This is a genomic window from Flavobacterium sp., assembly GCF_040382755.1.
GTDB lineage: Bacteria > Bacteroidota > Bacteroidia > Flavobacteriales > Flavobacteriaceae > Flavobacterium.
Window position 1 is genome coordinate 1 of sequence record NZ_JBEIET010000043.1, and the last position, 15839, is coordinate 15839.

Genomic DNA, 15839 nt, shown 5'->3' on the forward strand with positions numbered 1-15839 from the left:
ATTCTTCCTGGTGAAAGAAAGATATGTTTCGCAGGTTTTTGAAATAATTTTTCAAAATGGTCTTTGGTATTTTGAATGAGTTTTTTCTTCATTTTATGCTGAATTTGTTTCAGTATTTTATTTTTTTAATTGTAAAAGCACAGCGCCAGATTTCAATCCGTTTGATTTGGCTTCTAGTTTTATGTCACCCACATTTTTACCCGCTTGAATAATTACTTGGCATTTTCCGTTAAACGCACTTCTTTGCCAGTTACCTTCTTTACACGTATCTGCTTCGTGACTACTCGGGTCGCCATTTCCTACGCCAATTATTTTTGCGTTTTCAGAAATGGTAAATGCAATTAGGTAATTCGCCGTTGGCACTTCTCTTCCTTTTTCGTCTGTAATTGAAATATTTACAACAGTCGCATCTTTTCCATCAGCCAATAAAATAGTTTTATCTGGAGTGAGTACCACAGTTGTCGCTTGTCCTGTTGTTTCAATTTTTGCAGTAATTTTTTTACCTTTTTTGTAAGCAATAGCTTCTAAAGTTCCAGGTTCGTACATTACATTCCATTGTAAATGACTGTTTCTTTCCATTGTTTTTTTACCTAAACTTTTTTCATTTAAAAAAAGTTCTACTTCATCTGCATTTGAATTTACCCAAACATCAATTGGTTTGCCCACTTTTTCAGGCCAATTCCAATGTGGGGAAAGGTGTAACACATCTTCATTCGTCCACCAACTTTTATAGTAATAATAAATGTTTTTTGGAAAGCCACACACATCCATAATTCCAAAATGCGAGTTGATATTAGGCCATTTATAAGGGGTTGGTTCCCCACGATAATCAAAACCTGTCCAAATAAATCCACCCAACCAGTAGTTGTTTTCTGCAGCCAATTTCCACCACGTTTCGGCTTTACTCGCCCACCAAGGATGCGTAATATCTTGATCTGGAACGTAGGCTCTAGTTTCATCTTTTTCATAAATACCCCTTGTGGTTACGGTACTTCCCATTTCGGTACCCAAAAGCGGTTGATTGGGATGGTCTTTATGATAATCGGCTACAGCATATTCTCTGTAATTAAATCCTCGAATAGGAATTACTTCGTTTACCCCTTTAAAATCATTTCCCATATCGGCAGCATACGTGCTGGTTCGTGATGGGTCGATATCTTTTTGAATGGCCAATAGCGTTTGTGCAATTTTTTTGCCGTATTCATTGCCTTGTATGTTTTGTTCTTCATTTCCAATAGACCATAAAAACACTGAAGGATGGTTTCTGTCTCGCTTTAAAATACGCGTAAACTGATCGATATATTCTGGACTGCTGTTTAATAAACGTTGTTCGTCTAGTACCAACATTCCCAAACTATCACACGCTTCTAAAAGTTCTGGAGTTGGGGCGTTATGACTTGCTCTGTATGCATTGCAACCCATTTCTTTTAATAATTTTATGCGGTAATATTGCATATAATCGGGTAGGGCACTTCCAATACCCGCGTGGTCTTGATGGTTGTTGGTACCTTGAATTTTTAGGGGTTTACCATTTAAGAAAAATCCTTCTTTGGCATCAAATTTTACGGTTTTAATTCCGAAACGGGTTTTGGTTTGATGAACGATTTGATTTTCAGATTGTAAAACAGAAACAACTCGGTATAAATATGGATTTTCTAGCGACCAAAGTTCTGGATTTTTTATGGCTACCTGTTGTTTGATGGTTTGGTCTTTTCGACTGTCCAACTTGATTTTTTGAGTAGCGGTTTTGGCTAAAACAGTTCCTTTTCTATCGGTAATATAAGAATAAACTGTAGCATTTGCTTGGCTCAAAAGATTGTTTTGTACCGTTGTTTCAACCGTAACCGTTGCTTTTTTATCTTTTACATCCGCATACACAAACACGCCATCTTCTGGAATGAATATTTTGTCTGTTATGTGTAACCAAACGTGTCTGTAAATTCCAGCACCTTCATAAAACCAACCTTCATATTGCGAAGCATCCACACGAATTACGAGTACATTATCACCTTCAAAATTAATATAATCGGATACGTCATAGGAATTGCCTACATAGCCACTAAAATTAGTTCCTACGTAAAAACCATTTAACCAAATTTCGGCATTTCTGTAAATGCAATCAAACTGTATTTCGAAACGTTTGTTGCTTTTTGATTTGTCTACCGAAAAATGTTTGCGATACCAAACAATACTTGTTTCGGGATAGGCACCACCAACGGGTTTGTAGCCGTGGCTATCCATTTCAACCTGTTCTGATTTTACAAACGGAAGTTCCACTAACCAATCGTGCGGTACATTGATATTTTGCCACGTACTATCAACAAATTTTGGATGTACAATTGTGGTTGCATAAACATTCGATTTGTGAAGTAAAGCGGTTTTACTGTAGTCGAAATCTTTTTCTGCATTTGCTGCGTGACCGAAATGAAATTTCCAATCTTCATCTAAACTTATTTTTTCTTGCGCCATTACGTTTGTAATCGCAAAAAGAAGCAAAATAATTAAAACGGATTTGTTTTTCAATAGTACTAATGTGTTTTTCATAGTTTTAATTTTCTTTAAAAGCATCTAAAGCGGGTGAAGGCTTTCCATCGTTTTGCCAAGCGCTTAAGCTATAACCACTCCACGATTTGGCGCCTTGTGGTTCCCAATACATAACGCCTAAACCTCTATTATTGGGTACTTTTTTTACGGCTTCTATTGTAGCTTTTAATAATTCGTAGGTGTTTTGAACTTTATCATCTTCGCCGCCAACTTCAACTATCATCACGTCTTTATTATAGCGTTTAACCATATCGTTTAGGTTGAATTCTAAGTCGGCAATGGTTTCAGTATAATCTTTTTTTATCCAAAACGGATAATACGACAAACCAATAATATCATATTTTACGTTTTGTGCCGTAGCATTATTAAAAAATGTTCTGAATTTAGTATTGTTATTGCCTTCATCAACGTGAACAATTACTTTTATTTTTTTATCTACTGCTTTTGTAGCTTCATAGCCTTTGTTTAACAACTGTCCTAATTGTTTCCAATTATTGGTGCTGCCTTCTGGCCACAACATTCCGCCAGGAATTTCATTTCCTATTTGTACCCATTCTGGAGTTACGCCAGCGGCTTTTAAAGCTGAAATTACCTCATACGTATGGTTGTAAACGTCATTTAATAATTCTGGAAATGAATGTGTTTCCCAAGCTTTTGGTTTGTATTGTTTGGCAGGATCTGCCCAAGAATCTGAATAATGGAAGTTTATCATTACACGCATTCCCATTTTCTGAGCTCGTAATGCCATCGCAACCGTTTCTTCTTTGCTACAATGTCCGCTGGCTTTATCGGTATTTGGGTTTACCCATACGCGTAATCGTACTGAGTTCATACCTCTGTCTTTCAGTAATTGTAAGCATTCTTTTTCTGTTCCGTCTTGGTCATAAAAGGTATAACCTGTGGCTTCCATTTGAGGTAACCAACCAATATCAGCTCCTTTTACAAAAGCGTTTTTGGTGCTTGTACAAGAAGTAAAAACTAGCGAAACCAGAAATAATATAAGTGAATTTTTCATCTTAGTTTTGACTAAACGCATCCATCACAGGAAGTGCATTGTTGTTAAAATCCCACAACGCCTGATTTTCCCAAGACGAACCATTTGTAGCTGTTGGACCTCTAAATGCTACCCATTCGGCACCCCAATAACAAAAGCCTAATCCTTTTGAATTTTGTTTTACAAGATTTTTTATAGCTAAAAGGAACTCCTTTTGTCCTTGGTTTGTAGCAGGATACGTAGGTACTAATTGATTGGCCAATCCTAAAATATTATTTGTATAATCGTTATATCCTAAGGTAAACGGATAGGCGGTTTCGGCAATAATCACTTTTTTATTATGTGTTTCTCCTAAAGAAGTAATGGTAGCATTCACATCTGAAAGTATTTTACCGTGCCAAACCGGATAATAAGACAACCCAATATAATCATAGTTTATACTACTCATTTTATTAAAAAACCAAGTGGCACCACTTCCAATTCCTGCATAGTGAATCATTATTTTTGTTGTAGCAGATTGATTTCTTATGGCAGTACTTGCTGCCGAAATAAGTTGTAAGCATTGCGATTCGTTATTAATTAAATGCCCTTGCGGCCAAAGAAATCCGCTGTTTATTTCATTTCCAATTTGGATAATGTCTGGCTGAATTTCAGTCATTAGTAACGTAGTATAAGTGCTAACGGCTGTTTTTAAATTGGCAAATGATAAACTCGCCCAATCCGATGGCGGTGTTTGATTGCCAGGATCTGCCCAAGTATCAGAATAATGAACAGTTAACCAAACTTTCATACCCGCTTGTTTGACTCTTAAAGCCAAGGCTTTTACTTCCGCTAAGCTTGAACTAGTAGTCGATGGATTTTTCCAAACTCTGATCCTAATGGTATTGCAACCTGCATTTTTCAAAGTAGTGATAGCATTTTCTGCCACTCCGTTTTTCTTATAAATGGTGCCTTCGCTTTCAATTAATGGTAAATACGACATATCTGCAGCACGAATAAAATCGTCTGAAGTTGGAATATTTGGAATAGGAGCAGGCGTTACTTCTGGATCATTTGAAGAACAAGAAAGCACAAATAGCGCAAGAATAAAACAGACAAATTTAATTACAGATTTCATAGGTTATATTTTTTCAAATTTAAAACTAGTTTTTTGATGGTAGGTTTCGTCTTTTCTTAAAACCGCATTTGGAAAATGACTTTGGTTTGGAGCGTCCGGAAAATTTTGCGTTTCAAAGCAAATACCACTTAAAGGATGGTAATTTACATTATTTTTTCCTATTACTTCAGTATTGCAATCGCCACCAACATAAATATGAACTGAAGGTTGGTTGGTGAAAACCTTCATTTGTATTTTGTTTGTGGCACTTTTTAAAGTAGCAACAGACGTAGAATTATCAGAAATTACAAATGAAGTATCAATTTTTGTTGGGCAATTTTTGAAAGTTAAAAAATCAAATGAAGTATTAGTAATATTTGAAAATTTTCCTATAGGAACATTTTCTTCATCGGTTTCTAAAATTTCTGAACTTGCTACTTGTAGCTCTTGGTTTTCAATTCCGTTTTCGTGTCCGTCTAAATTGAAATAGCTATGCTGTGTTAAATTTATTATGGTATCTTTTGTTGTTATTGCAGTATAATCAATAGCTAGAATATCCGTTTCACTTAAGGAATAAGTTACTTGTGTGGTGAGTTCTCCAGGATAATTTTCTTCCAAATCTTTTGAAATGTATTCTAAAGTGATGCTGTTATTTGAAAATGAAATAACGTTCCAAAAGTTGTTGCTAAAGTTTGATTTTCCTCCGTGTAAATGATGTCCGCCTAAATTTTTATTAAGTTGAAAAACCTCATCATTTACTTTGAAAGTTGCATTTTTTATTCTCCCGGCATACCTTCCCACCACTGCACCAATAAAGGGAACACCCGAAAGCGAAAATGATTTTTCATAACCAGAAACAGCATCAAAACCCAACACAACATCTACTTTTTTTGCTGATGATACGGGTATTTTTATAGATTGAATAGTAGCACCATAGTCAATAATTGCTATTTCTACACCATTTGAATTTCGTAATGTATAGCAAAATGATTCTTGCCCATTCGAAGCACATCCGAATGAAGTTATATTTTGATTTTCTTTTTGACTACTTGACAATTTTATTAAAGGTATTTTGATTACTATTCAAATTTATATTTTTTATAAATAATATCATACCGGTACCTACCAGTTTGTTGTTTTTTAACTACCAGTTTCATACATTTGTTTTTATGATAATTATTGATACAACTTCTTCAATTCCGAAATATAAGCAAATTATTTTTTCAATAGAAAAGGCAATTTTGTTGCATAAATTGGTTAAAAACGAGAAACTACCTTCCATAAATAAGATTTGCTTAAGGCATAATTTATCAAGAGACACGGTATTGTTAGCGTATAACGAATTAAAAAAACGAGGCGTTATTTATGCTATTTTAGGAAAAGGATATTTTATTAAGAGTGTAGATTTTAAATCCGAACAGCGCATCTTTCTTTTGTTTGACGAATTAAATGCTTTTAAGGAAGAAATTTATAATTCGTTTATAGATGCGATTAATGACAAGGCAAATGTGGATATTTTTTTTCATCATTTTAATAGAGACGTGTTTGCTAAATTGATACAAGACAGTATTGGTAATTATTCCAAATACATTATTATGCCTTCTAATTTAGAACATACCACTGAAATTATTAATAAATTGCCTTTGGATGAAACGTATATTTTAGATCAAACTCGAGACGATTTAAAAAAGTATCCAGCGGTGTATCAGAATTTTGTGAAGGATATTTTTACCGCTTTAGAAAAAGGGTTGAAACGGTTAAAAAAATATAAGAAATTGGTTTTGATTTTTCCTGGAAAAAAAGAACCCATTGGAATGGTGTTGGGCTTTGAAATTTTCTGTACTACGTATCATTTTGAGTATGAAATTAAGTCGGAATTTATAGTGGATTCTCTTCAAAAAGGCGATGTTTATATTTTACCAAATGATAGGGATTTAGTAACAATTATTGAAAATGCGGCCTTAAATAAATTAACAATTGGAAAAGATATTGGGTTGATTTCTTATAACGATACGCCTTTGAAAAAAGTGGTTGCTAAAGGCATTACAACTATTTCAACTAATTTTAGTGAAATGGGAATCCGTTTAGCAGAAATGATTTTGAATAATACGAAAGAAAAAATAGAAAACGAAAGTCAGTTAATTTTGAGAAAATCGTTATAAACAAAAAATCCTTCTTTTTGGGAAGGATTTTTTTTATGATTGGATTACTTTTTATTTCGTAATTTGTTTCAAATCGGCAATAGTGGCGATTGGGTCTTGTGCTCCAAAAACGTAACTTCCAGCTACTAAAACATCAGCGCCAGTGTCCGCTAATTGTTTTGCGTTTTTATTGGTTACCCCACCATCAATTTCTATAATGGTGTTGGCTTTGCATCTTTGTATCATTTCTTTTAATTGGCTGACTTTGTCATACGTTTTTTCAATGAAACTTTGTCCGCCAAAACCTGGATTTACACTCATAATGCATACTAAGTCAATATCTTGAATGATGTCTTCCAAAACTTTTACACTTGTATGAGGATTTATTGCAACTCCAGCTTTCATACCTTCTGCTTTAATTGCCTGAAGCGTTCGGTGTAAATGATTGCAAGCTTCATAATGAACTGTCAATACATTCGCGCCTAATTTAGCAAAAGTAGTTATGTATCTATCAGGATCTACTATCATTAAATGTACATCTATAGTTTTGGTAGCGTGTTTTGAAATAGCTTGCAAAACGGGCATACCAAAAGAAATATTCGGTACAAAAACGCCATCCATAATGTCAATATGAAACCAATCGGCTTCGCTGGCATTAATCATTTCAATGTCGCGTTGTAAATTAGCAAAGTCTGCTGCTAAAACCGAAGGAGCGATTAAAGTGTTTTTCATTTTATAGTTTGTATTGTTCACCGTAAAATTCCAAAAATAAAATTCCAAATTCCAAAATTGACCGATAAAGTCTAAATTGAGATTTGGAATTTTTTTATTGGAATTTATCCAAGATAAGTTTTTAATATTTTACTTCTTGAAGTATGTTTCAATCTGCGAATTGCTTTTTCTTTAATTTGTCGCACACGCTCACGAGTTAAATCGAAAGTTTCGCCAATTTCTTCTAACGTCATTGGATGCTGGTCACTTAAACCAAAATACAAGCGCACTACATCTGCTTCTCTTGGAGTTAAGGTTTCTAAAGCACGTTCAATTTCAGTTTGAAGTGATTCGTGAATTAATTCTCTATCTGGATTTGGTGATTCACCTGAACGTAATACATCGTATAAATTAGAATCTTCTCCTTCTACAAGTGGTGCATCCATTGATAAGTGACGACCAGAGTTTTTCATAGACTCTTTTACGTCATTTACGGTCATATCTAATTCTTTTGCAATTTCCTCAGCAGAAGGTGGTCTTTCATTAGATTGCTCTAACAAAGCATACATTTTGTTGATTTTATTGATAGAACCAATTTTGTTCAAAGGCAAACGTACGATACGAGATTGTTCTGCTAACGCTTGTAAAATCGATTGACGAATCCACCATACCGCATATGAAATGAATTTGAAACCACGTGTTTCATCAAAACGTTGTGCAGCTTTAATTAAACCTAAGTTTCCTTCGTTAATTAAATCGGGTAAAGTTAAACCTTGATTTTGATATTGTTTGGCAACCGATACTACGAAACGTAAATTGGCTTTCGTTAATTTTTCTAAGGCGCGTTGGTCACCCGCTTTAATACGTTGTGCTAATTCTACTTCTTCGTCGGCAGTAATTAAATCTACCTTACCAATTTCTTGTAAATATTTGTCTAAGGAAGCAGTTTCACGATTGGTAACCTGCTTGGTTATTTTAAGTTGTCTCATTGAATTTTCCCCTTCACGTTAAATGTTCTATTTGTTATACGCAAGAAAAATAAAAAAGTTACAAAATGTTATAAAAAAATAAGAATCCCGATACTTTTTACACTATCGGGATTTAAACTATTTAAAAAATAAGATTATGCTTTTGGAGCGTCATCTTTTTTCTCTTCTCTTGGAGGTCTTGGTAAAAGTGCTTTTCTTGACACTTTTTCTTTACGTGTTTTAGGGTCAACACCTAAGTATTTCACTTGGAATACATCGCCCATATTTACTACATCCGTTACGTTTTCTGTACGTTCCCAAGCCAATTCAGATACGTGTAATAAAACTTCGTTTCCTGGAGCAGCTGTATATTCTACTACCGCACCAAAATCTAACATTTTAATTACTTTCACTTCGTAAGCTTCTCCCATTGTTGGTTTGAAAATGATAGAATCTATTTTGGCTAAAACAGCTGCAATTCCATCAGGATCTGTACCTAAGATTTCAACTACACCTTGTTCGTCCACTTCGTTAATTACGATAGTAGTTCCAGTAGCTTTTTGTAATTCTTGAATTACTTTTCCACCAGGACCAATTAAAGCTCCAATGAATGCTCCAGGAATAGTTCTTGTAATGATTTTTGGAGAATGTTTTTTAACCTCAGCTCTTGGAGCTGCAATTGTGTCTGTTAATTTTCCTAAAATATGTAAACGTCCATCACGTGCTTGCCCTAAAGCTTGCTCCATAATATCATAACGTAAACCATCAATTTTAATATCCATTTGACAAGCAGTAATACCGTCAGCAGTTCCAGTTACTTTAAAGTCCATATCTCCTAAGTGATCCTCATCACCTAAAATATCAGACAATACAGCAAATTTTTCACCATCAGTAATTAATCCCATCGCAATTCCAGAAACTGGTTTTACCATTTGTACACCAGCATCCATTAATGCCATTGTACCAGCACAAACTGTTGCCATAGAAGACGAACCGTTAGATTCTAATACTTCAGATACAATACGGATAGTATAAGGACAATCAGCAGGAATCATATTTTTTAATGCTCTTTGCGCTAAATTTCCGTGACCTACTTCTCTTCTTGAAGTTCCTCTTAGAGGTTTTGCTTCTCCAGTTGAGAAAGGAGGGAAGTTATAATGTAAATAGAATTTTTCTTCACCTTGTTCAGATGGAGAATCTATTTGATTGGCTTCTCTTGAAGTTCCTAATGTTACTGTAGCTAACGCTTGTGTTTCACCACGTGTAAATAAAGACGAACCGTGTACTCTTGGTAAATAATCTGTTTCACACCAAATTGGTCTGATGTCAGTTGTTTTTCTACCATCTAAACGAATGCCTAATTCTAATACTACGTTACGAACGGCTTCTTTATTCGTTTTATAGAAATATTTAGATACTAAATCACCATCAGCTGCTAATTCTTCTTCTGTAAACAACGCTTTTACTTCTTCTTTTACTTCAGCAAATGCAGCACTTCTTTCGTGTTTAGCCGAACCTACTTTAGCGATATTATAAATTTTATCGTAAGCAGCAGCTTTTACTTTTTTGTAAATTTCTTCGTTTTCTCTCTCACCTTCGTAAGTACGCGTTTCTTTTTTACCAAAAGCAGCTTGTAAACGTAATTGTGCTTGAATTTGAACTTTAATAGCTTCGTGAGCAAATTTGATAGCTTCTACCATTTCTGCTTCTGAAATTTCTTTCATTTCTCCTTCAACCATTGCTACAGAATCCATAGAAGCACCAATCATCATATCGATGTCAGATTTCGCTAAGTCTTCTCTGCTTGGGTTAATTACAAATTTTCCATCGATACGTGCAACACGTACTTCAGAAATTAAGTTGTAAAAAGGAATATCTGAAACAGCTAATGCTGCTGAAGCGGCTAAACCAGCTAATGAATCAGGCATTACTTCTTCGTCATGAGACATTAACTGAATCATAACTTGAACTTCCGCATGGTAATCGTCTGGGAAAAGTGGACGTAAAACACGGTCAACTAAACGCATCGTTAATACTTCGCTATCACTTGGGCGCGCTTCTCTTTTGAAGAAACCACCTGGAAAACGACCAGCGGCTGCAAATTTTTCACGATAATCTACTGTTAAAGGTAAAAAATCTACACTTGGGTTGATGTTACGAGATGCTACTGCCGTGGCAAGGATCATCGTATCACCCATTCTTACTACTACAGAACCGTCAGCTTGTTTCGCTAAACGACCTGTCTCGATTGTGATGCTTCTGCCATCACCTAAATCGATTTTTTCTACAAATAATTGTGGAATCATAAATTTAATTCTCAAAGGTTATACAAAGGGTTAGTTGTGTTGTTGTTGTAAAGGTGTTGTAGTCGTGTCTCTAACCCAATGAAAAACCAAACTTTTCTGCTTATTTGCAAACAAAAAGGGGCACAAAGCCCCTTTAGTATACTATTTTCTAATTCCTAATTCTTTAATTATCTCACGGTATCTTAAGATATCTTTTTTCTTTAAGTAATCTAAAAGACTTCTTCTTTTACCTACTAAAAGTACTAACGATCTTTCTGTGTTAAAATCGTGACGATTTTTTTTCAAGTGTTCTGTTAAATGTGAAATTCTAAATGTGAATAACGCAATTTGTCCTTCTGCAGAACCTGTGTTTTCAGCTTTCCCTCCGTGTTTAGCGAAGATTTCAGCTTTTGTTTCTTTAGTCAAATACATGCTAATATTATTTAAATGATTATTATGTAGATTGAGTTTATCTCAATACGAGTGCAAATTTACAAATTATTTTTGAAGTTGCAACTTTTAACTCTTTTTTATTTTAACCATAAATAACGGAACGCTTTGTTTTTATCATAATCGGCAGCCTGTTTTTCAATATTAAAGTAACGATGTCCTCTTGGATCGTTACCCACTCCAGCCAAATAGGCCCAATTCCCCCAATTACTGCACACATCGTAATCAATTAATTGTTCTTCAAAATAAGCAGCACCAATTCGCCAATCCATATTGAGTTCATTACAAAAATAACTCGCTACGTTTTGTCGCCCTCGATTACTCATAAAGCCCGTTTGTTGTAATTCGAGCATATTGGCATTGATAAAATCAGAAGGTGTTGTTCCATTAATCCATTGTAATAGCAATTTCTCATTTAAAGATTTTGAATTTACTTTCTCTGATTTGATTCCCTCATATAAGAAAAATTTGGTTTGGTATTTTTTAAACATAAATCGAAAGAAATCGCGCCAAAGCAATTCAAAAACCAACCAATAAGTAGAGTCATTCGCGCCAAATTGCTTTTCGTATTTTTTAATTTTTGCATAAATGAATCGAGGTGAAATACAACCCATAGCCAACCAAGCAGAAAATTTTGACGAATAATCAGCGCCTACCATTCCGTTGCGGGTTTCTTTATAAATTGACAAACACTGCGTATCATAAAAATAATGTTGTAATCGTTTTATAGCTTCAGTTTCACCACCCTTAAATTGTAAAACTGCACGAGAATCGATTTTAGTTTTTGCTAATCCTAAAGCTTCTAAAGTTGGTAATTCTAATGGCGAAATTTCGGGTGAATTAATATTGGTTGGTGCTTCAAAAGGTGGTCTGATTTCTGAATCCTTTTCTGTTTTTTTTCTAAAATTGGTAAACACATCGGGGATGTCTTTGATAGAAAAAGGCAAGTCTTCAGCGTGATATAACTTACTGGTGCTTACTTTTTCTAATTCACATCGTAATTTAAATAATTCATCTTGAACCTTTTTCTCGGTTTGTCTTTCTTCAAAAGCTACTTCTCGTTTGACAAATACTTTTTGCGCTTTATATTCTTGAACTAATTTCGGAATTTCAACTTCGGGCTTACCCATTACAATGCGCAAACCTGAACCTATTGCTCTTAATTTAGCATCTAAATCTTCAAGCGATTCCAATAAAAATTGTGCTCTAAAACTCCCCATTTTTTTAAATCCGTAAACCGAAGTTTTAAAATGCGAATCGTCAAAACAATACACAGGAATTACCTTCTCGCTTTGAGCAATAGCTTTGACTAAGGTTTCATTATCTTCAATTCGTAAGTCGGTTTTAAACCAAACCAATGCATTCTTTATCATAAATTATTGATGTTTTTCAAATAATAATCGGCTTGTTCCAATAAGGCAACTTTGTCATCGGGTTTCATTTTTCGCCACACATTATACATCATTCCAATTCGGGGATTTTTACCTAATTTATCTTCATTTTTATCATAAAAATTCCAATACAAACTATTGAAAGGACAAGCTTTGTCTCCAGTTTTTACAGCCTTTTTATAAAAGCAACTTCCACAATAATGACTCATTTTGTCAATGTATGCTGCCGAACTCACATAAGGTTTTGTACCTACAATTCCGCCATCGGCAAACTGACTCATGCCTCGCGTGTTTGTAATTTCTACCCATTCAATCGCATCAATATAAATTCCCAAATACCATGCATCGACTTCATCAGGATGAATTCCAGCTAAAAGAGCGAAATTCCCAGTTACCATTAATCGCTGAATGTGATGTGCATACGCATAATTCAAAGATTGGTTAATCGCGTCTTTCAAGCAATTCATTTTGGTTTTTCCTGTCCAAAACCATTCTGGTAGCTGATTTTCGTGATTGAAATAATTCATTGTGGCATATTCGGGCATTTTGTTCCAATAAATACCTCGCATATATTCGCGCCAACCAATAATTTGACGCACAAATCCTTCCAATTGATGGTAGGCAATTTCATTAGGTCGATTTTCCCATTCTGTAATAGCTCGCTGAATCACTTCGAAAGGTGAAATTAGTTTCACATTCATCGAAAACGAAAGTCGGGCGTGATACAACGACCATTCGTTAGGTGTCATTGCATCCTGATAACTCCCAAAAAGTGCCAAACATTCGGTTGCAAAAAAATCGACTAATTCTAAAGATTGCTTTCTATTGATTGGCCAAACAAAATTTTCAGCATCTATATTTCCAACGGTTTTGATATCTGTTTTTTGAATTTCAGAAACGATTTTGGTTACATCATTTTGGAAAACCAAAGGCGAAGTAGGTTTATGGTCTTTGGGTAATTTTTTTCGATTTTCGCCGTCATAATTCCATTTTCCTGTCAAAGGCTTGTCGCCCTCCATCAAAATGTGGTGCTTTTTACGCATCATATGGTAAAAACTTTCCATCAAAAAGGTTTTTTTACCATCGAAAAAATCACCTAATTCGTTTCTTGAACTCATAAAATGCTCCGAATCGCATACGGAACTTGTAATAGAAAGCGACTGACACAAATTTTTAAGCTGTTCATCTAAACGGTATTCGTCTGGAAATTGGTATTCGAAATGGGTAAAATGTTCTTTTTCAATTAAAGTTGTAATGTTTTTCTCAAACGATTGTAGATTGTTAGTGTCATTCAAATGAATATAAACAACTTGATGTTGTTGCGATTGTAATTCGGCAGCAAATTCTTGCATCGCCGAAAAAAACCCAACTATTTTTTGAATGTGATGTGTGGCATAATCTGTTTCTGTTCGGATTTCCATCATGACATAAGTAACAGAATCATCAATGGTTTTGAACCAAGAATGATTGCAGTTCAATTGATCTCCGAGAACTAATCGTAACGTTTTTGACATTTTATTTTTATTTAAAGATTAAAGGATTTAAAAATTTAAAGATTTACATTTTTTTAATCTTTAAATCATTCAATTTTTCAATCTTTCATTCCTGCATCTATCACTACAGTATTTTACTTCGTCCCAAACTTTTTCCCATTTTTTACGCCAAGCGAATGGTTTTTGGCAAACGATACACATTTTAGTTGGTAGGTTTTGTTTTTTTACTCCTCGCATTTTTAGGTTTATTGGGGTTACTCACGTGTTTTTGCAAAATTCGTTTTCCTTCTTGTTTCACTTCGTCTTTTTTTCGAAAGCTCCAAACGATGTCGCTGGCATACTTCCGAGTTGCTTCAATATCAACAATAGGAGCTGGATACTCTTTGCCAATAATGCAATTATAGAATTGCTGCTCCATTTCATTCATTTTCCAAGGTTCGTGAAGCAAATGCACGGGCACTTCTGCTAATTCGGGCAGCCATTGTTTAATGAAGATACCTTCCGCATCGTGTTCTTCAGAATTTTTAATTGGACTGTAAATCCGTATCGTATTAATTCCCGTTGTTCCCGATTGCATCTGAATTTGAGGATAATGAATTCCGGGTTCGTAATCTAAAAATTGCCTTGCCAAAAAATGCAATTCACGCCAATCTTGCCATAAATTAAAAGTAAAAAATGACACAACCATGGCGCGCATTCTAAAATTAATATAGCCCGTTGCTACCAAACATCGCATACACGCATCTACAATTGGCACACCCGTTTTCCCTTCTTGCCAAGCTTTAATATAAGTTTCGTTTTTTGGTTTTATTAAAACGTCATAAGCTCGGTTGGCGTTTTCAAATTCCATTTCGCATTCGTCTTCAAATTTTTGCATAAAATGACAATGCCAATGCAAGCGCGAAACAAAATTGAGAATGGCTCGTTTATTTTTGGATGCTTCGTAATGCTGATTGGTATATTGATAAATCATTCTCATACTGATATTTCCGTAAGTTAAATACGGAGACAATCGGCTACATCCTTTTCTACTCAAGGCAGGTTTCGAAATATGTTTACTATAATTGACATAACGCTCTTTCACAAAACTATCCAAATAACGCCAGGCCCAATATTCGCCTCCACGTTGAAAATTAGAATTTGGAGTGGTGATTTCAGTTGATAAATCGGCTCCTTTAATTTGGTTGTAAAAATCAGGATCTAATTCAACCGTTTTTAATTCAGATTCTTTTATAATTTTGGGCGTGTCACGCATGACTTGTTCCCAGCGTTTGTCCCAATCTTGTCTTGATTTTAATTTACGAATGACACCGTGCATTTGAAACTCTTTCCAAACTATATTATTTGAATCAAAAAATGCTTTCATTTCCAAATCGCGGTTGTAGGTTAACTTATTTCCGATTTCTTGATGGGAGAAAACACTTTTTATCTCAAATTTTTGAATTAATTCTGAAAATACGGTTTTGACTTCATTATGAAAAAAATAAATTTTTGCGTTAAATGGTTGAAGTTTTTTATTCAAATCCTGAATGGATTCGTAGATAAATCTCCAATGCCGAACATCAGAATCGTCATAGTTCATTACTGACGGTTCAAAAAAACAAATCAATAAAAGCGGTACACCTGATTGATGTGCGTGAAACAAAGCTTCATTATCAATTAATCGGAAATCGCGTTTGAACCAAACAATATGTATCGGTTTTTTTGTCAAAATTAAATTATTGAAGTAATTTCCTTGTTTGCTTTTGCGTAACTCAATCTTGAAA

Annotated in this window: 13 protein-coding genes; 1 reads left to right on the forward strand and 12 read right to left on the reverse strand. The window is 34.6% G+C overall.

What is annotated here, in order from left to right; translation table 11 throughout:
* Positions 1 to 117: 117 nt before the first annotated feature.
* The 4 genes from galA to ABWO04_RS05780 are packed head-to-tail and all read right to left on the reverse strand — an operon-like array spanning position 118 to position 5690.
* Positions 118 to 2544, reverse strand: coding sequence for a beta-galactosidase GalA (gene galA / locus ABWO04_RS05765; RefSeq protein ID WP_353078152.1), 2427 nt, complete (start codon positions 2542 to 2544; stop codon positions 118 to 120).
* A 4-nt stretch (positions 2545 to 2548) separates the two neighbouring features.
* Positions 2549 to 3559 carry a glycoside hydrolase family 53 protein gene (locus ABWO04_RS05770; protein ID WP_353078154.1) on the reverse strand — a complete coding sequence of 337 codons (1011 nt, stop codon included), beginning with the start codon at positions 3557 to 3559 and terminating at the stop codon, positions 2549 to 2551.
* A gap of 1 nt (position 3560) precedes the next feature.
* The gene (locus ABWO04_RS05775) at positions 3561 to 4655 is read right to left on the reverse strand and encodes a glycoside hydrolase family 53 protein (protein ID WP_353078156.1); all 1095 of its coding nucleotides are present in this window, start codon (positions 4653 to 4655) and stop codon (positions 3561 to 3563) included.
* Positions 4656 to 4658: 3 nt separating this feature from the next.
* Entirely contained in the window at positions 4659 to 5690 is a 1032-nt protein-coding gene (locus tag ABWO04_RS05780) for an aldose epimerase family protein (RefSeq protein ID WP_353078158.1), read from the reverse strand.
* Positions 5691 to 5803: 113 nt separating this feature from the next.
* Between ABWO04_RS05780 and ABWO04_RS05785 the strand changes: the two genes are divergently transcribed.
* A complete protein-coding gene (locus tag ABWO04_RS05785; RefSeq protein WP_353078159.1) occupies positions 5804 to 6796 on the forward strand; it encodes a GntR family transcriptional regulator in 993 nt (330 codons plus the stop codon).
* Between the two features lie 51 nt (positions 6797 to 6847).
* Here the strand turns inward: ABWO04_RS05785 and rpe are convergent, their stop codons facing one another.
* The 8 genes from rpe to ABWO04_RS05825 form a co-directional block, all read right to left on the reverse strand.
* Complete coding sequence (rpe, locus tag ABWO04_RS05790; RefSeq protein WP_353078160.1) at positions 6848 to 7507, reverse strand: ribulose-phosphate 3-epimerase; 660 nt, start codon at positions 7505 to 7507, stop codon at positions 6848 to 6850.
* Positions 7508 to 7611: 104 nt separating this feature from the next.
* Positions 7612 to 8475, reverse strand: a complete 864-nt coding sequence (locus tag ABWO04_RS05795; protein ID WP_026718320.1) for a sigma-70 family RNA polymerase sigma factor — start codon at positions 8473 to 8475, stop codon at positions 7612 to 7614.
* A gap of 134 nt (positions 8476 to 8609) precedes the next feature.
* On the reverse strand, positions 8610 to 10760 hold the full coding sequence (locus tag ABWO04_RS05800) for a polyribonucleotide nucleotidyltransferase (protein ID WP_353078162.1): 2151 nt from the start codon (positions 10758 to 10760) through the stop codon (positions 8610 to 8612).
* 141 nt (positions 10761 to 10901) lie between these two features.
* Positions 10902 to 11171, reverse strand: coding sequence for a 30S ribosomal protein S15 (rpsO, locus tag ABWO04_RS05805; RefSeq protein ID WP_353078164.1), 270 nt, complete (start codon positions 11169 to 11171; stop codon positions 10902 to 10904).
* A gap of 98 nt (positions 11172 to 11269) precedes the next feature.
* Positions 11270 to 12562: a DASH family cryptochrome gene (locus ABWO04_RS05810; protein WP_353078166.1), complete on the reverse strand. Its 1293-nt coding sequence runs from the start codon at positions 12560 to 12562 to the stop codon at positions 11270 to 11272.
* Positions 12559 to 14094, reverse strand: coding sequence for a cryptochrome/photolyase family protein (locus ABWO04_RS05815; protein ID WP_353078168.1), 1536 nt, complete (start codon positions 14092 to 14094; stop codon positions 12559 to 12561). Before ABWO04_RS05815 ends, ABWO04_RS05810 begins: the two co-directional genes overlap by 4 nt.
* 69 nt (positions 14095 to 14163) lie before the next feature.
* Positions 14164 to 14310, reverse strand: a complete 147-nt coding sequence (locus ABWO04_RS05820) for a DUF2256 domain-containing protein (protein WP_353078170.1) — start codon at positions 14308 to 14310, stop codon at positions 14164 to 14166.
* A partial coding sequence (locus ABWO04_RS05825; protein WP_353078171.1) for a cryptochrome/deoxyribodipyrimidine photo-lyase family protein occupies positions 14276 to 15839 on the reverse strand: 1564 nt, incomplete at its 5' end. The genes ABWO04_RS05825 and ABWO04_RS05820, both read right to left, overlap by 35 nt.